19 protein-coding genes and 1 tRNA gene are annotated in these 20,722 nt (G+C 56.3%); 9 read left to right on the forward strand and 11 right to left on the reverse strand.

Annotation, left to right across the window (positions count from 1 at the left end; genetic code table 11):
• The first annotated feature begins 235 nt into the window (after nt 1–235).
• From NF78_RS07495 to NF78_RS07510, 4 genes are all read left to right on the forward strand, one after another.
• Complete coding sequence (locus NF78_RS07495) at nt 236–2,362, forward strand: ATP-binding protein (protein WP_052049957.1); 2,127 nt, start codon at nt 236–238, stop codon at nt 2,360–2,362.
• Nucleotides 2,319–3,446 carry a DNA cytosine methyltransferase gene (locus NF78_RS29240; protein WP_197064788.1) on the forward strand — a complete coding sequence of 376 codons (1,128 nt, stop codon included), beginning with the start codon at nt 2,319–2,321 and terminating at the stop codon, nt 3,444–3,446. Before NF78_RS07495 ends, NF78_RS29240 begins: the two co-directional genes overlap by 44 nt.
• Before the next feature lie 269 nt (nt 3,447–3,715).
• On the forward strand, nt 3,716–3,982 hold the full coding sequence (locus NF78_RS07505) for a type II toxin-antitoxin system ParD family antitoxin (protein ID WP_035985575.1): 267 nt from the start codon (nt 3,716–3,718) through the stop codon (nt 3,980–3,982).
• Entirely contained in the window at nt 3,982–4,290 is a 309-nt protein-coding gene (locus tag NF78_RS07510; protein ID WP_035985576.1) for a type II toxin-antitoxin system RelE/ParE family toxin, read from the forward strand. The genes NF78_RS07505 and NF78_RS07510 overlap by 1 nt, the downstream gene beginning before the upstream one ends.
• Before the next feature lie 162 nt (nt 4,291–4,452).
• On the opposite strand, the gene NF78_RS07515 is transcribed toward NF78_RS07510, so the two are convergent.
• The 3 genes from NF78_RS07515 to NF78_RS33425 form a co-directional block, all read right to left on the reverse strand.
• Nucleotides 4,453–6,849, reverse strand: coding sequence for a DUF3987 domain-containing protein (locus tag NF78_RS07515; RefSeq protein WP_225885247.1), 2,397 nt, complete (start codon nt 6,847–6,849; stop codon nt 4,453–4,455).
• Nucleotides 6,850–7,163: 314 nt separating this feature from the next.
• On the reverse strand, nt 7,164–7,385 hold the full coding sequence (locus NF78_RS07520) for a hypothetical protein (RefSeq protein ID WP_225885248.1): 222 nt from the start codon (nt 7,383–7,385) through the stop codon (nt 7,164–7,166).
• On the reverse strand, nt 7,324–7,653 hold the full coding sequence (locus NF78_RS33425; RefSeq protein WP_072016017.1) for a helix-turn-helix domain-containing protein: 330 nt from the start codon (nt 7,651–7,653) through the stop codon (nt 7,324–7,326). The genes NF78_RS07520 and NF78_RS33425 overlap by 62 nt, the downstream gene beginning before the upstream one ends.
• Nucleotides 7,654–7,749: 96 nt before the next feature.
• Between NF78_RS33425 and NF78_RS07525 the strand changes: the two genes are divergently transcribed.
• Complete coding sequence (locus NF78_RS07525; protein ID WP_035985579.1) at nt 7,750–8,391, forward strand: XRE family transcriptional regulator; 642 nt, start codon at nt 7,750–7,752, stop codon at nt 8,389–8,391.
• Between the two features lie 54 nt (nt 8,392–8,445).
• On the opposite strand, the gene NF78_RS07530 is transcribed toward NF78_RS07525, so the two are convergent.
• The 4 genes from NF78_RS07530 to NF78_RS07545 all read right to left on the reverse strand — a co-directional run bounded on the left by NF78_RS07530 (nt 8,446) and on the right by NF78_RS07545 (nt 14,725).
• Nucleotides 8,446–9,630 (reverse strand): site-specific integrase, encoded by a 1,185-nt coding sequence (locus NF78_RS07530; protein WP_035989049.1) that lies wholly within the window; start codon nt 9,628–9,630, stop codon nt 8,446–8,448.
• Between the two features lie 200 nt (nt 9,631–9,830).
• A tRNA-Gly gene (locus NF78_RS07535) sits at nt 9,831–9,902 on the reverse strand.
• A 48-nt stretch (nt 9,903–9,950) separates the two neighbouring features.
• Nucleotides 9,951–13,073 carry an efflux RND transporter permease subunit gene (locus tag NF78_RS07540; RefSeq protein ID WP_035985580.1) on the reverse strand — a complete coding sequence of 1,041 codons (3,123 nt, stop codon included), beginning with the start codon at nt 13,071–13,073 and terminating at the stop codon, nt 9,951–9,953.
• Between the two features lie 401 nt (nt 13,074–13,474).
• Nucleotides 13,475–14,725: an efflux RND transporter periplasmic adaptor subunit gene (locus tag NF78_RS07545; RefSeq protein WP_035985581.1), complete on the reverse strand. Its 1,251-nt coding sequence runs from the start codon at nt 14,723–14,725 to the stop codon at nt 13,475–13,477.
• A gap of 343 nt (nt 14,726–15,068) precedes the next feature.
• Between NF78_RS07545 and NF78_RS07550 the strand changes: the two genes are divergently transcribed.
• From NF78_RS07550 to NF78_RS07565, 4 genes are all read left to right on the forward strand, one after another.
• The gene (locus tag NF78_RS07550; RefSeq protein WP_035985582.1) at nt 15,069–15,917 is read left to right on the forward strand and encodes an Npun_R2479 family HD domain-containing metalloprotein; all 849 of its coding nucleotides are present in this window, start codon (nt 15,069–15,071) and stop codon (nt 15,915–15,917) included.
• A 20-nt stretch (nt 15,918–15,937) separates the two neighbouring features.
• Nucleotides 15,938–16,981 (forward strand): ABC transporter permease, encoded by a 1,044-nt coding sequence (locus NF78_RS07555; protein ID WP_035985583.1) that lies wholly within the window; start codon nt 15,938–15,940, stop codon nt 16,979–16,981.
• Between the two features lie 114 nt (nt 16,982–17,095).
• Nucleotides 17,096–17,386: a hypothetical protein gene (locus NF78_RS07560; RefSeq protein ID WP_035985584.1), complete on the forward strand. Its 291-nt coding sequence runs from the start codon at nt 17,096–17,098 to the stop codon at nt 17,384–17,386.
• A 104-nt stretch (nt 17,387–17,490) separates the two neighbouring features.
• Nucleotides 17,491–17,952: a hypothetical protein gene (locus tag NF78_RS07565; RefSeq protein WP_035985585.1), complete on the forward strand. Its 462-nt coding sequence runs from the start codon at nt 17,491–17,493 to the stop codon at nt 17,950–17,952.
• Between the two features lie 46 nt (nt 17,953–17,998).
• Here the strand turns inward: NF78_RS07565 and dtd are convergent, their stop codons facing one another.
• From dtd to NF78_RS07585, 4 genes are all read right to left on the reverse strand, one after another.
• Nucleotides 17,999–18,457: a D-aminoacyl-tRNA deacylase gene (dtd, locus tag NF78_RS07570; RefSeq protein WP_035985586.1), complete on the reverse strand. Its 459-nt coding sequence runs from the start codon at nt 18,455–18,457 to the stop codon at nt 17,999–18,001.
• The gene (locus NF78_RS07575) at nt 18,445–18,945 is read right to left on the reverse strand and encodes an HIT family protein (protein WP_035985587.1); all 501 of its coding nucleotides are present in this window, start codon (nt 18,943–18,945) and stop codon (nt 18,445–18,447) included. Before NF78_RS07575 ends, dtd begins: the two co-directional genes overlap by 13 nt.
• 92 nt (nt 18,946–19,037) lie before the next feature.
• On the reverse strand, nt 19,038–19,469 hold the full coding sequence (locus NF78_RS07580) for a ubiquinol-cytochrome c reductase iron-sulfur subunit (RefSeq protein WP_035985588.1): 432 nt from the start codon (nt 19,467–19,469) through the stop codon (nt 19,038–19,040).
• 7 nt (nt 19,470–19,476) lie between these two features.
• Nucleotides 19,477–20,670, reverse strand: coding sequence for a CobW family GTP-binding protein (locus tag NF78_RS07585; protein ID WP_035985589.1), 1,194 nt, complete (start codon nt 20,668–20,670; stop codon nt 19,477–19,479).
• Nucleotides 20,671–20,722 lie beyond the last annotated feature (52 nt).

Genomic DNA, 20,722 nt, shown 5'->3' on the forward strand with positions numbered 1-20,722 from the left:
TGGTGACAGGCAATTTAGGCAGCATTGAATCTCGTTGTTAGGTATGTTCGTTCCAACAACATGCCTAACAAAGCATAGATACTCAGTCTCACTAGAACGATTATCAGTCAAGCCATTGAAATGGCTTGAACCTGTAAAGTTGTCAAAAAGCCTGCAATTCTTGGATTTTGGAAAGCTAAGAGCTTGTAGAATATTGGGTATTTTATTACAGTAAAAGCTCTAAAGACTAATCCTTATGGCTCAGCAACAGCAAGATAGTGTTAACGAACCAGCGAAATATACTATGACGATTTCGCGCCTGACAGTAGATAAGTTAGGCGTGAAACTTTACGATAGAGTCTCTGCGGTGATTGCTGAGCTAGTATCCAATAGCTATGACGCAGACGCAACCGAAGTTGAAATCACTGCACCAATGGGAGAATTTCTTGCGACAAAACCTAACAATCAGTTAATAGATAAAGGCTATACAATTGAGATCTATGATAACGGAATCGGGATGACACCGGAGGAAGTAAATAACTTTTATCTCTGCGTTGGAGCAGATAGACGAACTGACAGCAAAAGAGGAGATGAATCCAGAGAATTTAAGCGAAAAGTTATGGGAAGAAAGGGGGTAGGGAAATTAGCGCCTTTCGGAATTTGTGAAAGAATAGAAATCTTAACCTCTGGCGGAGAAATGGTGAAGGGTGAGGATGAGAATGGACAAGAAGTTCAAGGATATTTGACTGCTCACCTAATTCTTGATCGAAGTGAAATCTTGCAAGAGACCGATTCCAATTACGAGCCAGAAGTTGGTGAACTAGATGGGACTGTAAGCTTAAAAACTGGAACATTAATAAAATTGAGTAAATTTTATAAAAGAGAAGTTCCTGACATAAACATACTCGAAAGACAACTGTCTCAAAGATTCGGAATTTCTTCACAAGACTGGAAAATTATACTTTTTGATTCAACTAAAACTGAAGACGATGCCGATTACTGTAGAGAGGTAGGAGCGTTTGATATCATTACAATGCCAGATACAAAGATAACGTTTAGTGAAGATAGAAATGCTTATAGGTTTGATGGAAATATTTTTTCAGATCTTAAGGCAGGATTTGAGCTTAACGGAGAGTTTTATCCCATTACTGGTTGGGCAGCATATTCTAAGGATCCATACAAAGATGATTTAATGGCAGGTATCCGCATATATTGCCGTGGGAAAATCGCAGCACAAACCACTGTATTTAATAGAGGCGCAAGTTTCTCAGGTGAGTATAGTATTCGTTCTTATTTGGTAGGTGAGATTCATGCAGATTGGCTAGATGAACAAGAAGAAGATCTAATTCAAACTGACCGAAGAGATATTCTTTGGTCTCATGAGTTAGGTCAAGAATTTGAGCAGTGGGGGCTGGCATTACTCAAAAAAGTTGGCAATATGTCTCGTAACCCAGTCAAGAAAAAGACATGGGAATTATTTAAGGAGAATTCAAACATTGAAGAGAGAATTCAGCAAGCATTTCCCAGAGAAGAGCAAAATAAAATACGTGAAGAAGCAATGGATTTTGCTCAACTAATTGGCCAAAAAATGCGTGAGGATGAAGTTTCTGATCCTGCTAGGACAGAAGAAATTGTTCAACTTAGTTTAACCTTCGGCCCTCATGTAACTTTGGATCGCAAGCTACGTGAAGCTGCGGATGATACTGAGGGAACCCCTATCGCTGTCGTCGCAGAAATCTTAAAAATTGCTCGAATTGCTGAGCTTTCATCTTTTGGTCGAATTGCTGATGACCGGGTCAGAGTTATTAATAGAGTAGAGACTCTAAAGGATGATAAGCAAACGCTTGAAGCCGCCTTTCAAGATCTTATTGAGCAAGCTCCTTGGCTTATAGATCCTCAGTGGTCTCCAATTACGCAGAATCAATCTTTTACAACATTAAAACAAGAGTTCCAGAAGTATTATGTAGAAAATACAGGCGAGGATATTCAACTTAAGGATTTTACAGATCCTAACAAAAGGGCAGACTTTGTGCTTTCAAATGAAGAGAACGTTATTCAAATCATAGAAATAAAACGCCCAAAACATAAATTTGAAAATCCTGAAATGGAGAGATTGAATAAATATGTAGAGCAGATGACAAGCTTTTTGGCTGAAGAAAGTCATAAGGACTTTACTAAGGTATTTAAGGGCTTTCACGTTACACTTGTGTGTGATGATGAGAAGTTGACAGGTGTTTATAAGACAGCATTTGAAGGCTTGAGAAAAGATGGGACTTTAACATATATTAGCTGGACATCCTTCCTCAACAGAACTAGAAAGATGCATCAGGATTTCTTAAATGAAGCTGAAAGACAAAAGAGATATGCAGCACAGGGTTCGTAGCCTACCTCAGCCAACAGCAATAGATATTTTCGCTGGGGGCGGCGGATTAACAGTAGGATTAAAAAAAGCAGGTTTTAGGGTAGTCGCTGCTGTTGAGATTGAGCCGCATGCATTCTCAACCTATAAAGCCAATCACCCAGAAGTACGTGCATTTAAACAAGATGTACGTACAGTTAAAGGTAAAAGTCTGTTGAAATTTTCACCTACTGGAAAAGTTGATCTTCTTTCTGGATGTCCTCCATGTCAGGGCTTTTCCGCTTTAACTTCCAAGAAAAAAGTTGATGCTGATCCACGGAACCAACTTGTTCTAGAAATGAGTCGCCTCGTAGAAGAAGTCAAGCCTAGGATTGTTATGATGGAAAACGTCCCAGGTTTGCCAAAGAAAGGTAAAGTGCTGTTTGATGAACTGCTACAAAAACTAGATTCTTTAGGCTATGTAATTAATTATGATGTCCTTCAAGTTGCAGATTATGGAATCCCTCAAAGTCGTCAAAGACTTGTCCTCTTAGCTGGAAAAGGGTTTTCAGTAGAGTTTCCAGAAAAGACTCATGCTAAAGCGGGAGAAGGCGATCTTCTGCCCTGGAAAACTTTGCGCGAAACAATTGGTTCAATGCCAGAGCCAGTGGTTTTATCTGACATCAAGGATAATAGCAGCCCACAACAGTACAACTGGCATGTTGTTCGTTCCATATCTCCAGAAACTTTGGCAATACTTAAGGCAGCTCAACCTGGCGAAAGTAGATTAAAACTTCCAATGGAATTACGACCTCCATGTCATAAAAATAGAAAGGATGGATTTAATAATGTGTACGGTCGTTTGTCTTGGGAGCAAGTCTCATCAACAATAACCGGCGGCTGTACAACTGTTAGCAAAGGTCGATTTGGCCATCCAGAGAGAGATAGAGCAATTTCTGTTCGAGAAGCCGCATTGATACAGACATTTCCGAAAGACTATATTTTTGATACACCATTCATCGACCATGTCTGTGAAATAATCGGAAATGCGCTGCCATGTGATTTCGCTGAAGTTCTTGCTCATCAGTGCTTTAAAGCGTTATCTCAGATAGATGAGAACCTGTCATAAGTAGGTAGACCTAAGTAATCAGCATACCGATCATGACACAGCAAGGCTTCTAGCAATTCAGGGCTACGTTTAATTAGCCTCACCTACTTAACTTGTTTAGACAGTGTTGCGATTAAGACAACCAGACTAGACGACCCTTGAACCAATCTACCGGCAAGTAACGCAAGTCTAGCTGCTCGAACAGGTTGTTTGACTCGTGGGGGATCTCAACGTGATCATTTCCTATCGTTAGAATTGAAGTCAAAAGTAGTTGCTTTCTTTCATCTTTCATGCAAATTGTCCTTCCTCCTGAACTAGAACAACTCATCCAACGCCAGCTCGCTGCTGGCAAATACCAATCTGCCCTAGAGGTCATCACAGCAGGCATACACCTACTCGACCAGCAAGACGATATCTATCAAGGGCGACTCCCCGAACTCCAGCAAGACGCCCAGATCGGCTGGGAAGCAGCCCAGCGCGGCGAACTCGTTAAAGGCCCCACCGCCATGGCCCAGATTCGAGAAAACCTGCGGTCTCGCCACGCCTCCGCTGAATAATGGCACCTCAGTTTTACCTAACCCAACCTGCCATTCAAGACATCGAGGCCATTGCAGACTACATCGCCGGTCAAACAGGGCTCCAGCAGGCCGAGCGTTTCCTTTCAAAGCTCGATGCCAAATTCGCCAGAATCACCCAATTCCCTAATCTGGGGCGGCCACGCGACGAAATCCTCCCTGAACTGCGCAGCCTCTCAATGGAGAGCTACCTCATTCTCTACACCGCAACCGAATCTAAAGTAGACATCTTGCGGGTCGTCAGTGGTTACCGCGACCTGACGAGCTTGTTCACAGACGACGAAGAGTAATCGATTTTTGGTAGACACGGTAGACGCCCGGTAGACACTCTGTCTACCGGGCAAAAACCTTTATCCACAGGCTATTCAGCCATTTCGGTAGACAGTAGACACTTTCCTCGCAATTCCCCATTGGCAAACCCTGTCTACTTGTCTACCGTTTCGCTATAACCCTTACCCATCAGCACTCTCAGCGGTAGACAGGGTGTCTACCGTTTCCTCAAATCTGTCTACCGCGTCTACCGTTGCCCGCCACCGCAGCCGATTCCCCATCCCCTGGGTTTCCCCATACCCCATCGCCTCCAGCTCTAAAAAATGAGCCCGAATCACCTCCACCCCCGCCTTCCGTAAACTGCGCTCATAATTCCGCACATCCTTCGCCCGCAGCCAGCCCCGCACCCGCGATAGCTGAATCAGCTTCGTATAGACCGGCTCCAGCGCTCCATCCACCGTATTCCCGTCCGCGTAGAGTAGCTTCACCTGGCCAATGAACCAGCGCCCCAGCTTAATTGCCGCCTGCATCTGGCCCGTATCCACCGCCTGGGTCGGCAAATGCCCCTCCACCGCCGCATTGAGGCAGTGCAGAATCAGCGCCAGCCGCCCCGTGTAGCCCTGCATCTTGGAATACACCGCCTGCAACCCTGGGTGGGTCTCCGTCACCCGCAACTGATCCAACTGGTCATACCAATCCGCAAACAATGCCTTGGCCTCAGGGCTGAGCCGATAGCACTGAGCCGTCAACCCCTCCAGCTGCTGATAAAGGCCATAGAGCCGCTCCGATATGTCATGGCGCACCGTCCGCCGAGGAAACGGCGCAGGCTTCAGCGGCAGCAGACACCACAAAAACCGCGCCCACTGGCCACTGGCATCCGAGCAATCCCCCATCATCTCCCGCAGAATATCGGGCTGAATCGTCCCCGTCAGGCTCAGGCTGGTGCGCGGCAAACTGATGCGCAAACCGCTGGCCCGATCCACCTTTAGCCCCGAGCCATCAAAGGCCGTCAGCAGCGACTCCTTATCGTTACCCCGGCCATTGCGGTACTGGTTCTGCCCCTTGAACAGACCCGCCAGCTCATCCGGCGTCACCAAAATGCCCCGCTCCGGCTGTTGGGCCTGGATGCGGGCGATCGCCTCCCGTGTCGCATCCGAGGTGTGATACTCCCGTGGCATCGGTTTTCTGGGTCGAATGCCCCTATCCTCCGCTCGGGTCTGCTCCCAATCCCGTAGATCAACTTCATACTCTGAGGCGGCATACTCATACTCCTGATCCGCCTCCGCCTGGAGTAACGAGAGCGGCCCCAAAATCTGTCGCTGAATCGGGCTCTTCTTGCTACCTGAGGGGGCTACCAGTCCTGTAAACACAATTGGCGGCACCGAGAACCCCATCCCCGTATCAATCTCCAGCTCCGTACCCACCCGCAGCAATGACGCCGCCACCGGCAGCAGCGTCACCAGCATCGCCGCTGGCGTCGCTCCAATCCAGGCAGCAATTTGCTCTAAGGGTTCTGCCAGGTCGGCGTGAAGATACTCCCCCAGACACAGCTGGTAATCGCCAATTTTGAGCAGCTGGTGAATCTCGGCCCGGCGATCATCCCGTTCCTCGGTTTGCTCCAGCTCCGCCTGCACCAGGGTAACCAGGTTACCGATATCCCTAGCCGATAGCCCCGTCTCCTGGTGCCATTGAACCACCTGCGCCGCCAGGGCTAGTTCGGTGGGGCTGATGCCCAGGTAGGTGCGAATCTGGTCTTGTAAGGCCTGCACCGACAGTCGCTCGGGGCCTTGAGTAGGGCTGGCCTCCAGCTGCCGCCGGTCTTGCACCGCCGCTCGAATCTGCTCCGCTGTGGCCCCGTCATGAATCCAATCCGCCACATCCAGCCCGCCATGCTTCGGCAGGTTATGCCAGCGCAGGCTATCCGGGTAGGGGTAGCACCACTGCGCCGAGGGGAAGTCCTGGGCGACTTCCTCCATATGGGCAATGCCGACCTGGTCGCGATCTGGACACAGCACGAGTTGGGCCGATTGCAAATCCTGACGGTAATCACCATAGCTGCGATACTTCTTCGAGCCCCCCAGGGTCGTGGTAGCGGGAATGCCGATCGCCCACAGAGCATCAGCGCAGCCTTCCCCCTCCACCATCCAGATGGGTTGACCGATGGCGATCGCATTCTGGACATCCCGGTAGCGGTAGATCGGCACCTGGGCTCTAATCTCAGGGGTCAGCCCCTTGACCCACTGCTGCCCATTCCAGTGGTACTGGACAAAAAACTTTGCACCGTTGCCCCGATCTACCCGAGTCACCTTCACCAGGGGCTGCCCAGTTCGGCTGGGATAAAAGTAATCCTGCCGCTGCTGGGGGCGAACTGGCTTCTCGGGTGCGGCGGTGGCTGCAAAGTATTGCCCCCACATGCCATCGGCTGTTGCGCCCCGATAAACGAAGCCGTCTACCGCCCCATCCTGGTCTACGTGGGTGTGACAGAACACCACCTCCTCATTCCAGCGGCAGTCTTGGTCTTTGATGCGTCCACAAATCGGACAGGGGAGCGATCGCCCTGAGTAAGTGTACTGTGCCATGGTTAGCTCCTGGTTTTAGGAGCCAGGCCACCACAATCAACCGGCTTTTTTAACCCTTAGCGGTGCTCAGTGTGGACATTTTCAATGTCTTTGCTATAGTGAGAAGACACCACTTCTAGCAGCAGATTAATGCCCTGGCTGGTTCGGCAAAAACCACATCAGGATGTTGATTGGCCTGGCTTAGAAAACAAACGAAAAGATTCAGCACCCTCGCCAATCAATGGCTGGGGTGTTTTTTCATAGGTTTTAGAGCTGAGATTTTAAGCCAGATTCTTAATCACAGACTTGATTGAGCTTGAAGCCCTCGACTTGGTTCAACGATCTTTTAATCGATGTCCAGATCGTTTATGAATCTTGCGCTGGTTGCTCAACAAACTGGCCTGGTAGATCTCAATGGCCCGTTGGTGAGCTACTGGGTCATGGCGGTTGTGGAGCCAGTCCTTGATCAGCTCTAAGTTGTAGCGAATGCAGCGACTATTCACTCGAACCCAGTGAACACCCTCGATCAACAGCCCCTGCACTCGATAGCGTCTCAAGGTGGTACCGCTGAGCTTCAGCGACTGGGTAGCTTCCTGCTTGCTGACAAATTGAACCATGGTTCATCCTTCCTCGCTTATACCGTTGAGGCCAAATCTCATGGGGAGGCAGGCCAAGTTTGCCCGCCACGACCTGCTCGATACGCCGAGATCGCTGTCGAGTCAAGGCATGGGAGACTGCCGAGGTGCCAATATTCAGTTCTTTTGCGATGCTGGTTAAAGTCCAACCCTGCTTGCGTAGAGCTGCTTTAATGTCTTCTACATGCATAGAATTGTCTTAGCTCCATCAATATATCGATGAAGTTAGCAATAAATAAATTGCATGTCAAGTGTTATAATTTGCATCTGCGATTAATGTAACTCTATGACTAATCCATTACCTGATGAGGCGCAGGCGGATGCCAAGGAAGTTGACCAGTTTCCAGTCCGCTTGAAGCAGGCGGTTGGCGACAAGAGCATTCGAGGCTTTGCCCGAGCCTGCGGCTTTTCTGACACCGTGCTCCGCCAATATCTCAATGGCCAGAGCGAACCCACCCGACCAGCGCTGCTCGCTATAGCCCGCACAGCACAGGTCAGCGTCGAGTGGCTGGCGACCGGCCAGCCTGTAGCGGGGGCTAAGGATTCGTCTAAAGCGTCAGCCGAAGATTATGTTTACAAGGATCCGCTGGCCTTTGAGACGGGCTGGCTCCGAGCAGAGTTCCCCAGTGCCTCTGAAAATTTGCTGCTCACCCAAGTGGTCGATGAAAGCATGGAACCGACCCTTCACCAGGGGGATTTAGCATTGGTGGACACCAACGATCGTGACTTAGAAACCGTGAGTCACGGTATCTACCTGATCAAGCTCAATGATCGACTGTTGATCAAACGCTTGCAGTACATAGCCGATAACACGCTGAAAGTGCTCAGTGACCATCCAGCCTACGAAGCCTTCTCAATTCAAATATCTGGGTCACCCAGTGGTCTAAGTCTGATGGGGAAAGTGGTTTGGTTCGGGCGCAAACTATGAAAGCAAGGTTATTAACCCAAACCTTAGCCTGCAACTATTCCCCCACGCAGTTAATCAAAATTCTGGCACTTCGAGTTTGCGCTTTTTGCCTGCATAGTATTTATAAATAACTTCAGGAGAATTGCCGACTAGCCTAGCAACATCCTTTGCATCCAGTTTGCCCGTTTCAAGGGCATGGGTAATGAATGTATGGCGGGTTTGGTAAAGTTTTCGATACTCAATTCCCAGTCCTTTGAGAACAGTGCTCCAGGTACGGTTCCTGAAGTTATTAAGGTCTATAAATTTATTTTGAGGAGAGGGAAACACTAATGTTTCTGATTTCGCCTCTTCAGGTTTAATTGATTTCAGCAGCGCTCTCAAGGATTCATTGCATGGGAAGCTGCGCTTTTCCTGTGTTTTAAGGCCTTTACGGATACGTCTTCCCGTTTCGGTCAAGATAACAGCCTGAGAAAAGTCGATCTGCTTGTAATCACGAGAAATGTTTTCCCAATAGAGCGCTGCTGCCTCTGACGGACGACAACCTGTCGCGAATAGGAATTTAACCAGCGGTGTATAACGACTGTGCTTATAGGCTGAACGAGCTGGGCAAAACTGATCCGTCTCGATAGCTTGAATAATGGCATCTCGCTCCTGTAGCGAAAACGGATTGATATCATTCAGTCCATCTGTCGCTACTGACTTAGGCTTTTTGATCTTGCCAGCCATACCAAGAAACGGATTACGATCAATCATATCCGCTTCGATGGCCCAATCGCAGCAGGCAGACAAACGGGTAATAAAACGCTTACCGGCATCTAGCGGAATATTGACCAGCACATAATCTCTAATTTCTGTGGCACGAGATAAATCATAGGTCGGTAATCGATCAACATAGCTCGAAAACGGCCCATCATAGGTAGAGCGCATGGTGTTCGGCGAACATTGGGGCCGCTTGTACTCCACAAATTGCTCCCAGATGTTCGCGAGAGGAGCATCTGTTTGCGCCAAGGGAGCTTGATCCTTCCGAGATTGAGGCCTGTACTTATCCAAGGACGGATCTAGCCTATCGAAAGCCATATCAGCTTCTATAAGCTTGGCCTTGGCCTCGGCAATCCTTCGATTAACGACCGTGTCAGGCAGCTCAAGGCTTAGGTAGTGACGCTGCCCACCATAGGAGAAAACCAGTTGCAAGCGGTTATTTGACGACTTGACCTGAACGGTTCCCTTGGATGCTTTGCGTTTCTTAGGGGAGCTAGTCATGGGCATCTCCGCAAAATCAATGCATGTGTACTACTTTTGGCCATCTCAACTCTACCCCAAACTTACCCCAATAATGGGCTTAAAGTGGTGCAAAATGACCTAACGCCTACCCCAATTTTCGACGATTTTGAGGGTTGGCGAGTTCCATCAAGAACTTGAAGAGCCCTCAAAACAACCGTTTTCAGGGCTCTTCAGATTAAAGCGGGTGATCGGACTCGAACCGACGACATTCAGCTTGGGAAGCTGACGTTCTACCACTGAACTACACCCGCAGGAGTGCCGCTGCGGCTCTAAGCCACCAACGGACTCCTATTATACGGCTATTTGCTCAACGTATATTCCTTGGGCGAAGTTTCTGGGGCAGCGGGCGGGGTGGGGCCGCCGTCTTGGCCTCGGAAGCGGGCAAACAGCTTGGCGATCGCACCATTCAGCTGCTCAATGTAGGTAAACAGCACCGGCACCACCACCAGGGTCAGCAGCGTGGAGGTGGTAAAGCCGCCGATCACGGCGATCGCCATCGGGCTGCGGGTTTCGCCCCCGGCCCCCAGTTCCAGGGCAATGGGCACCATCCCCGCCATCGTAGAAATCGAGGTCATCAGAATCGGGCGCAGGCGGGTGACTCCAGCCTCCATCACCGCTGTCTTGCGGGTTTTGCCCTGCTGCAGCGCCATCAGGGCGTAGTCCACCAGCAGAATGGCGTTTTTGGTCACCAGACCCATCAGCAGCACAATGCCGATCAGGGCAAACAGGCCCAGGGGCTTTTGGAAAATCAGCAGCCCCATCAACGCCCCGCCCACGGACAGGGGCAGCGCCGCCATCACCCCCATCGGGTAGATAAAGCTGTTGTACAGCAGCACCAGCACCGCAAAGATCATCAGCACCGCCGTGCCCAGGGCCAGGAAAAAGCGGCTGAAGATGTCGCGCATGATTTCGGCGTCGCCCGCGGGCTGCTGGGTGACGCTGGCGGGCAGGTTTTGCAGGGTGGGCAGCTCGTCCACCAGGGCCAGACCCTGGCCCAGGGTGATGCCCTGGAGGTTGCCGCCCACGGTCACCTGGCGGGAGCGGTCAAAGCGGTTGATCTGGGCCGGGCCGCTGCCAAAGCGCAGGTCGGCCACCGCCGCCAGGGGCACCAGCTCGCCGCTCTGGCTGGGCACCCGCAGGGTCTCCAGCAGGGTGGGGTCGTCGCGGAAGGCGGGGTCGATCTGCACGCGGATGGGAATCTGGCGATCGCCCAAATTGAAGTCCGCCAAGTTGGCGTCGCTGGCCCCCAGGGTGGCCAGGGAGGCGGTGGAGGCGATCGCCTGTACCGTCACCCCCAGGTCCGCCGCCCGCTCCAGATCCGGCACGATCTGCACCTCGGGCCGCACCAGGCTGGCGCTAGAGCTGACATCCACCAGCCCCGGCACGCCGCGCATCTCCCGCGTCAGCGCGTCCGACACCTCCCGCAGGGCCACGGGGTCGTCGCTCTTGAGCACTACGCTCAGGTCACTGCTTTCGCCCCCCGCCCCCCGGCTCTGGAAGGTGATGCGGGCACCGGGCACCTCGGCGAATAGAGGCCGAATCTCCTGCTCAAACTGGCCCTGGGAGAGGTCGCGCTCGTTCCTTGGCAGCAGCCGAGCGTAGACCGTGGCCTGGTTGACGCCGTCCTCGCCGCCCTCGGTGGTGAGCACCGAGGCCACCGAGGGGCTGGTCCGCAGCCCCTCGCTGAGCTGGGCGGTCACTCGCTGGGTGTCCGCCAGGGTGGCCCCCGGCGGCAGCTCCACGGTGATGGTGGAGAGGCCCGCATCGCTGGCGTCGAACAGGTTGGTGGGAATGAAGGGCACCAGTTGCAGGCTGCCGATGAAAAACACCAGGGCGATCGCCAGGGTCAGCCCCCGGTGGCGCAGCGCCCAGCCCAGCAGCCGTCGGTAGGGGCCAGGCCGTCCGGTCAGCGCCTCCATCGACTCGCCCTCAAAAATGGTGCGGGGCTTGGCCTTCAGCAGGTAGGCCGCCATCATCGGCGTCACCAGCCGCGCCACCACCGTGGAGAACACCGTCGCCGTTGCCACCGTCACCCCAAAGGGCTGGAAAAACTGCCCCGGAACCCCGCCCATGAACGCCACCGGCAGAAACACCGCCACAATGGTAGCCGTGGTGGTCAGCACCGCCAGGCCCACTTCGGCAGTTGAGTCCAGAGCCGCCTGGAAGGGTCGTTTGCCCATGCGAATGTGGCGCTCAACGTTTTCGATCTCCACGATCGCGTCGTCCACCAGGTTGCCCACCGCCAGGGTCAGCGCCAGCAGGGTCATGCTGTTGAGGGTGTAGTCAAACCAGTTCAGCACCAGGAAGGTGGGGATGATCGACAGGGGCAGCGCCGTGGCGGTGATCAGCGTCGCCCGCCAGTCCCGCAGGAACACGCCCACCACCACCACCGCCAGCACACAGCCCAAAATCAGCGCGTCGATGGAGGCCTGGTAGGAGTCGCGAATCTCCGTGGCGCGGGTGAAGATCAGGTCAATGTTGACGTCCTCGGGCAGGGTCTGGTTCAGCCGCTCCACCGCCGCCGTCACCCCGTCCTCCACCGACACCAGAATGCTGCCAGTGCTGCGGAAAATCTGAAACGCCACCACCGGCTGGTCGTCGAGCTGGGCCGATTGGCGGGCCTCGGCGTAGCCCAGCTCTACCGTTCCCAGGCTGGTCAGGGGTACCGTGGTACCGCTGGGCAGCACAATCCGCGCCGCCTGGAACGCGTCCACCGTCTCGGCGCTGCCCAGGGTGCGGAAGCTCTGCTCCTGGCCGCCCAGGGTGGCCCGGCCGCTGGGCAGGTTGATGTTGAGGGCGCGGATCTGGTCATTGACCTGACTGGCGGTGATGCCCAGGGCGTCCAGCCGCTCCGGGTCCAGGTCAACGCGAATCTCCGGGTCCACACCGCCCACCCGGTCCACCCGCGCCACCCCCGGCACGGTCAAAATCTCCTGGCTAATGGTGCGGTCCACCAGGTCGCTGAGTTCCTCCACCGATCGCTGGGCAGAGGTCACGGCGTAGGTCATAATCACGCCGCCGCCAAACTCCAGCCGCCGAATCACCGGCTCCTGAATCGTGCCGGGCAGGTCCTGGCGAATCCGCGTCACTGCATCGCGCACATCGTTGGTGGCCCGGTCCACGTCGGTGCCGAGAATAAATGAGATCACCGTGGTGGAGGACCCGTCCCGCACGGTGGAGCGAATTTCGTCGATGTCCCCTAGCCCCGCCACAGCGTCCTCGATGGGACGGGTCACCTGGGTCTCCAGCTCCTCCGGCCCCGCCCCAGTCTGGGTGACGGTGACGGTGATCGCCGGAAACTCAATGTTGGGGTTCTCGTCGATGCCCAGTTGCCCAAAGGCGACGAGCCCTCCCAGGGTAAGCACCAGGAAGAGGACGATGACGGGAATCGGGCGACGGATGGACCAGCCGGAGAGGTTCATGGGGAGAGGTAGTTGGGTGGGCGGGTGGATGGGTGGGCGGGTAGATGGGTAGGTGTGAAGGGTGAAGAGGTGAAGAGGTGAAAGGGTTCGTAGGGTGCATTAGGCCGGAGGCCGATCAATGCTCCAAGCAATGACTCCCGGGCTGGCCGTAATGCACCGCTGCGAGCAGTTAGGCCTAGGTAATAGGGTGACAAGGGGCACAGTGCAAATTAGGCCGCGTCAGAGTAAGGACAATAGCCCCTTTTTTCGGCTTGGCCGTAACGTCCCAAGGGTAAGGGGGCACGGCACGGGTGGGGGGTGCATTGGCGGGCGGGGATTGAAAGGGAAGAAGCAGGGGTGAGGGGCTGCCGAATGTAGCCTACGAATCCCATCCACCCATCCACCCCCCTACCCCTCACCCATTACCCGTCCACCACCGTCACCACATCGCCATCCTGCAAGAACCCGACGCCAGAGGTGACTACCTGTTCCCCAGATTGCAGGCCCTGGAGAATTTCGACCCGAGCGGCTTGCTCACCGTTGGCGGCGATGCGGTTGCCCAACTCCACCGTGCGGGCCTCGACCACAGCGCCTTCGCCCAGCACAAACACCTGGGTGGTGCCGTCGGGTTGGGGCTGGAGGGCGCTGGCGGGAATGGTCAGCCCCTGGCGGGAGCTGGTGGTAATGTCGCCGCGCAGGAACATGCCGGGCCGCAGCAGCTCGTTGGCGGGCAGGGTGACGTTGACGGTCGCCACCCGAGTGGTCGCATCCACCACCGGGTCGATGGAGCTCACCGTACCCTGGAGCCGAATGCGGCCATCGGTGGTCGAAGTGATGGCCACCGGAGCCCCGATCGCGATCTGGCCCAGCTGGGCCTGGGGCACCTCCGCCGCCAGCTCCAGCTGGTTGTTTTGGATCAGCGTCACGATCGGCGTGCCCGGCGAGGACACATCGCCAACGGTGGCCAGGCGCTCGGCAATCACGCCCGCCACTGGAGCCCGCACGGTGGTCTGAGTCAGCTGGGTTTGCAGGCGATCGATGGCGGCCTGCTGCGATCGCACCCCCGCCTCGGCACTCTGGACCTGGGCCTGGGCCAGCCTCACCGACTCTCGGGCGTTGGCAGTCTCGGTACCCTGGCGGGTCAGCTCCTGCTGGCTGACTGCCCCGCGATCGGCCAGCGTCTGAATGCGAGCGAGGTTGGCCTGGGCCTCCGCCAGGCTGGCCTGGGCCTGAGCCAGGCTGGCCTGCTGTTGGCCCACCTGGGCCTGGGACACCGACAGCTGGGCCTGGGCCTGACGCAGGTCCGCCTGGAGGGTGGCATCGTCCAGAACCGCGATCGCCTGGCCAGCGCTGACCGGGTTTCCTTCCCGCACCAAGATTTGCCGAATCTGCAACCCGCTGGCCTGGGGCGCTATGGAGAGCAGGTCGATCGCCTGCACGGTGCCGTTGATAGCCAGGGTGTCGGCCACGGTCGCTGAGGCAGCAGTGGCCACGGTCACCGTCTGAGTCGCTACCGTTGGGGGTGGCTCAGCGGTCTCTGGTGCCCCCTCTCGCCCGCCCAGCAGCCGGGTGCCCACCAGCGTTAGCAGTACCCCAGCGCCCAGCCCCAGCAGGAGGCCCGACCATTGACGACGTTGTGGGCGGCCCGAAGCGGCCTCGCTATAGTAAGTCATATCCTGTTCAACCGATGAAGCAGCCGCCTTCTCCGAGGGAGTAGCGGACGGGAGATCTGGCACGAGCACACCCTCAGAGATAGCGTTCGACAAGTTACGAAATGTTTATTTTTCCATTATGGCTTAAACGATCCCATCCTTGGGATCGCTTGATTTGTCGATAGAATTGCCCTTTTCCCCCGGTTTAGACCATTAACTTCAGCGTTTTCACTGACTTGCATCACACCCTGAACCGGGAAGGTTTGGTCTAATAGCAAGATATCCACCGCGTGAGCTTTGTCTACCCCGTCGTCCCTGATCCCTCACGCCAGCGACTCGACTCTCAAAAAGGCAGGTCTTGGGAATGTTTAACGCCACCGAAATCCTCATCAGTGACTTTGTAGAGAAGCTGCGGGTTGGGTATCACCGCACCTACGGTGGCCAAAACCCCGACTACGAAGACATCATCGCCTGGGCTGGCAGCATGGCCCTGGAGAATATCGCCAACAGCGATGCCCTCTACCACAACGTCGAGCACACCGTTCTAGTAGCCCTGGTAGGTCAGGAAATTCTGCGGGGCAAGCACATTCGCGAGGGCGGCGTCACCTGCAAAGACTGGATGCACTTTGTGATCTCCCTGGTCTGCCACGACATTGGCTACGTCAAAGGGGTCTGCCGCAACGACCAGGACCGCAACCACCTCTACTCCACCGGGCAGGGCGACGAAATGGTGATGCTGCAGCCGGGGGCCTCCGACGCCTCCCTCACCCCCTACCATGTCGACCGGGGCAAGCGCTTTATCGAAGAGCGGTTTGGCGGCAACCCCGTGATCGAGGCCGAAGCCATCAAGCGCAATATCGAGCTGACCCGCTTTCCAGTGCCCAAGGAGGAAGACCACCAGGACACCCAGAACTTTCCGGGGCTGGTGCGGGCGGCGGACCTGATCGGTCAGCTCAGCGACCCCCGCTATCTGAAAAAAATTGCCGCCCTCTACTACGAATTCGAAGAAACGGGTCAGAATAAGTACCTGGGCTACAGTCATCCTGGCGATTTGCGGGCCAACTACCCCAAGTTCTACTGGAATGTGGTGCACCCCTACATTCAGGACGGACTGCGCTATCTGTCGCTCACCCAGGAAGGGAAGCAAATTATTGCTAACCTCTATTCAAACGTGTTCATGGTGGAGAACGAGCAAACCGTCATCCACACCTAGTACTGCTGTGACCTACTGCTATGACCTGGTGGCGCAAGCTTAAAACGAATCGCCTGGCCCAGGTGGGGGCCATTCTGCTGATTGGCCTCTACGTGGTGGCCCTGGGAGCCGATTTTTTCGCCCCCTACAGCCCCTACGAATCGCAGCTCAACGGCTCGCTGCTGCCCCCGACCCAGGTGTACTGGCGCGACGCCGAAACCGGGCGGTTCTTTCCCCACGTCTACCCCACCACCCAGGGGCCCGTGGATCTGGAGACCGGCGAGCGCGAAATTATCGTCGATCGCACCCAGCCCTCGGCCCTGCGGCTTCTGCACCGCAACGACCAGGGGCGGCTCACCCTGTTCGATACCGCTGGCCCAGCCCGCATCAACCTGCTGGGCACCGACGAGCAGGCCCGGGACCAGTTTAGTCGCCTCATCCACGGCAGTCGGGTCAGCCTCAGCGTGGGCCTGATTGGCATCGCCATCTCCTTTCCGCTGGGCATGCTGGTGGGGGGGCTGGCGGGCTACTTTGGCGGGGCGGTAGACGCTGTGCTGATGCGCCTGGTGGAAGTGCTGATGACGATTCCCAGTATCTATCTGCTGGTGGCGCTGGCGGCGGTGCTGCCCGCAGGCATCTCCAGCACCCAGCGGTTTCTGCTGATTGTGCTGATCACTTCGCTGGTGGGCTGGGCCGGGCTGGCGCGGGTGATTCGCGGCCAGGTGCTGTCGATCAAAGAGCAGGAGTTTGTCCAGGCCAGTCGGGTGATGGGCGGGCGACCTCTGTACATCATCACCCGCCACATTCTGCCCCAGACCGCCACCTACGGCATTATTGCCGCCACCCTGGCGATTCCCGGCTTCATTCTGGCGGAGGCGGTGCTGAGCTTCATTGGTTTGGGCATTCAGCAGCCCGACGCCTCCTGGGGCAACATGCTCACCCTGGCCACCAACGCCTCCATTCTGGTGCTGCAGCCCTGGCTGGTGTGGCCCCCGGCGATTCTAATTGTGGTGACATCGCTGGCCTTCAACCTGCTGGGCGACGGTCTGCGCGACGCGCTGGATCCCCGCACCCTCAAGCAATAGTTCGCCGTTGACCGGAGCGGCCGCTCTACCGCCAGAATCTCTGTCTGCCGCTAGAGGCGGGGGACCACATCTGGCGCTACGCTTCTGGCTAACCTGACGTTGGACGCTGCGCCTGTGAACCTGCTTGAGCTGTTGGTTTTGCTCGTTGTGGCCGCCATCTGTGGCGGCATTGGTCAGTCGCTGGCGGGCTATTCAGCGGGGGGCTGCCTGACCTCGATTGTGGTGGGGTTCATTGGCTCCTACCTGGGGGTGCTGCTGGCTCGCAGCCTTGGTTTGCCCGAGTTTTTTGCCCTTCAAATTGGGGGCCAGGCCTTTCCCATCATCTGGTCAATTATTGGCGCTACCATCTTCACGTTCATTCTGGCGGCGATCAATCGCGCCCTGGTGGGCCGTCGCCGGCTGTGAAATCGTTGGGACAGCAGATACATCTAACCTAAGCTTTCTCCCGGTCTCCCCAGGCAGTAGCCTGGAGATAGATGGTTTAGCCAAGAAATCGGCAGAGAACGGTAATGGGAAATCGAGCATTTCAGCCCGCACGCATTCTGATCATTGGAATACTGTGTTTCTGCCTGGGCAGCTGTGGCCTGGTTAACCCCCGACCGCCCAGGGCCGTAGTCGAAACAGCGATCGCCCAAAAACTCTCCCAAACCCAGGCGGTGCTCTACCGGCAGTTGGATGCCACCACGGCCCCCGGCGACCTGGCCCAGGTGGGCCGAATTCGCATCACCGACCACCACTGGACGACCCTGGCCAACCAGCCCGCGGTGGAAGTGGCGGGCACCTACCACCTCAGAGGAGGGGCACTCACCGCCGCCCAGCGCCGCCAGACCAGAAACTTTGACCTCTACCTCCGGCGCGGCGACAGCCAGGACCAGTGGCTGTTGCTGGAGCCCGTCCTGGGGCGATCGAGCGAAGTCCTGCGCTGGCAGTCCACCCCGCTGTTCCAGCCCGAAACCGATAGCCCCGCCTAGCGTATCGCTGCACCATCGGGGTTTTAGCTGGAATTGATGACGGCCCCTAACGTTGGTCAACCCCATTGCGGTCCAAAATCAAAGTCACAGGTCCATCGTTGCGAATCTCGACCTGCATCATGGCCCCAAATTTCCCCGTCTCTACCCGCAGGCCACTGGTCCGCAGCAGGGCCACAAACTCCTCGTACAGAGCCTCGGCCTGGCTCGGGGAGGCGGCTGCGGCAAAGGAGGGCCGTCGGCCCTTGCGACAGTCGCCGTAGAGGGTGAACTGACTGATCACTAGCAGATCACCGCCAATGTCTTGAACCGAGCAATCCCAGCGATCGCTGCCCGGAGCCGAAAACAGGCGCAGGTCCAGGCACTTGCGGGCCATCCAGGTCAGTTCGGCGGTAGTGTCTGTGGGGGCCAGGCCCACCAGCAGATTTAGCCCCCGGCCAATCTGGCCTACGATCTGGCCATCGACGGCCACGCTGGAGGCCATTACCCGCTGGACTACGACTCGCATTTGGCTGGGGGGGCAACCCTTTGTCGCCACACCGCTCGAATTTGCTCAGCGGCGGCGGCCATATCAGCCTGGGACGGAGGTTTACCCAGGGTACGAAATACCTGTAGCTCCAGGCCCTTGAGGCCAAGTTCCTCGGGATGGTGGCCGTCGGGGTAGCGAGGCTGCAGCACGAAGTGTACGTGGTAGGGGGGCTGGTCTACCCAGAGGCCGACGTAGACCCGCTCCGCTCCCATGGCTAGGGCGATCGCCTCTGACATCTGCTGCAAAAACGGTCCCAGGGAGGCCGACTCCGCCATCGATAGATCCCACAGGTTTTCGCGGTGGGTGCGGGTCTTGATCACGACCGCCCCCAGCCCGTAGGGGCCAACGCAGTGGTCGGCTACCCACCAGGGGTTCTCGGCAATGGTGCCGCCGGGTACCGTCTGCGTGCCAGCCAAAATCTGGCAGGCCAAACAGTCGGGGTGAAGCTGAGTGCCAGGGTCAGTCATGGCGCCGGGAGGAGAACATACCGATGGGGGCAGTGGAGGCAGGAACGAGTTCAGGGGGGTAAGGCGCAGGGGTTAACGGGGCCCGTCGGCGGTCAAACCCTCACCAGCACTTGATCGCCGTCAACCCTGGCCGCAAAGGTAGCCAGAGGGCGCGGTGGCGGGCCAGAGTTGACGGTGCCATCGGGGTTGAAGCGACCGCCGTGGCAGGGGCAGGCAAACAGGCCCTGCTCTCTGTCCCAGGGAACTGTACAGCCCGAGTGGGTGCAGACTGCACTGAGCGCCAGGACCGTGTCGGGCGCGCTGGGATCGCGAATTACAACCAGGTTGTTGCCCTGGAGATTGCGATTGGCCAAAAATCCCTCCGCATCGAGGTCGGCCACCGTACCGATGGGCACAAACCCGTCGGCATCGGCGGCCGGGTCAGCCTCAGCGGCTGGCTCAGCCTGACAGGCGGCGATCGCGACAGGCAGGGAACCCGCCAGCAGGCCCAGGCCCAGCAAGTGGGCAAAGTCTCGCCGTTTCATGCCTTTGCTACTTACCAAAGCCCAGCCCTCGCTTGACAGTGGGCATGCCCAGGCAGGCATTCAGCTGCGATCGCAGGGTGTCGTGGTCCAGGTTTTGGCCAATCAGCACCAGCTGATTTTTGGGCGCGCCGGTCCACTCGTCATCGTCGAGGGAAAAGCGCTTGCCGCTGAGGTGAAAGATGTGGCGCTTGGGGCTTTCGTCAAACCAGAGAATGCCCTTGGCCCGAAACACCGACTCCGGCAGCTGATTGTCTAAAAAGTGCTGAAACTTGCGAATGGCAAAGGGGCGATCGCTGGCGAAGGACAGCGAGGTAAAGCCGTCGATGGCCAGGTGGTCCGAGGCATAGTGCCCGTGCCCGTGATCATGATCGTGCCCATGATCGTGGTCGTGCTCACAGTGGCCGTGGTCGTGATCGCAGTTGCTGTGGTCGTGGGCCCCGTGGTCATGGCCGTGATGATCGTGGCCGTGATGATCGTGGTCATGATGATCATGGCCATGATCATCGTGGTCGTGGGCGGCCTCGGCGCTGTCACCGCCAAAGTATTTGTCCGACTCAAACAGACCCACGCTGAGGATCAGCGGCAGGGGCACCTCGGATTTGGTGGTGCGTAAAATCCGCGCCCCCTCCTTCACATCGCGAATTTTCACCTCCAGCAAATCCAGGTCGGCATCGTCCACCAGGTCGGCCTTGTTGAGCAAAATAATGTCGCCGTAGGCGATCTGGTTGTGGGCGGCCTGGCTGTTGAAGAGGTCCAGGCTGTAGTTTTCGGCATCCACCACCGTCACGATCGAGTCCAGCCGGGTCAAATCCCGCAGCTCGGTGCCCAAAAAAGTCAGCGCAATGGGCAGCGGGTCGGCCAAGCCGGTGGTTTCAACCACCAGGTAGTCAATCTTGTCCTGGCGTTCCAGCACCTTGTACACCGCCTCCATCAGGTCATTGTTGATGGTGCAGCAGATGCAGCCGTTGCTGAGTTCGACCATGGTGTCGTCGCTGTTTTCGGTGGCGATCAGCAGGTCGTTGTCAATGCCAATTTCGCCAAACTCATTCACCAGCACGGCGGTTTTAAGCCCTTCCTGGTTGGCCAGAATGTGGTTTAGCAGGGTGGTTTTACCGCTGCCCAAGAAGCCGGTAATGATCGTGACGGGCAGACCATGTTTGGTGTCATCCATCGACTGGACGGGAGCAGCAGCGGTAGACATAGGTGCTCTTTGAACGCAAGGACATTTTCCATACTAACGATCAATTGCAGTC

It is taken from the genome of Leptolyngbya sp. KIOST-1 (assembly GCF_000763385.1).
Taxonomy (GTDB): domain Bacteria; phylum Cyanobacteriota; class Cyanobacteriia; order Phormidesmidales; family Phormidesmidaceae; genus Nodosilinea.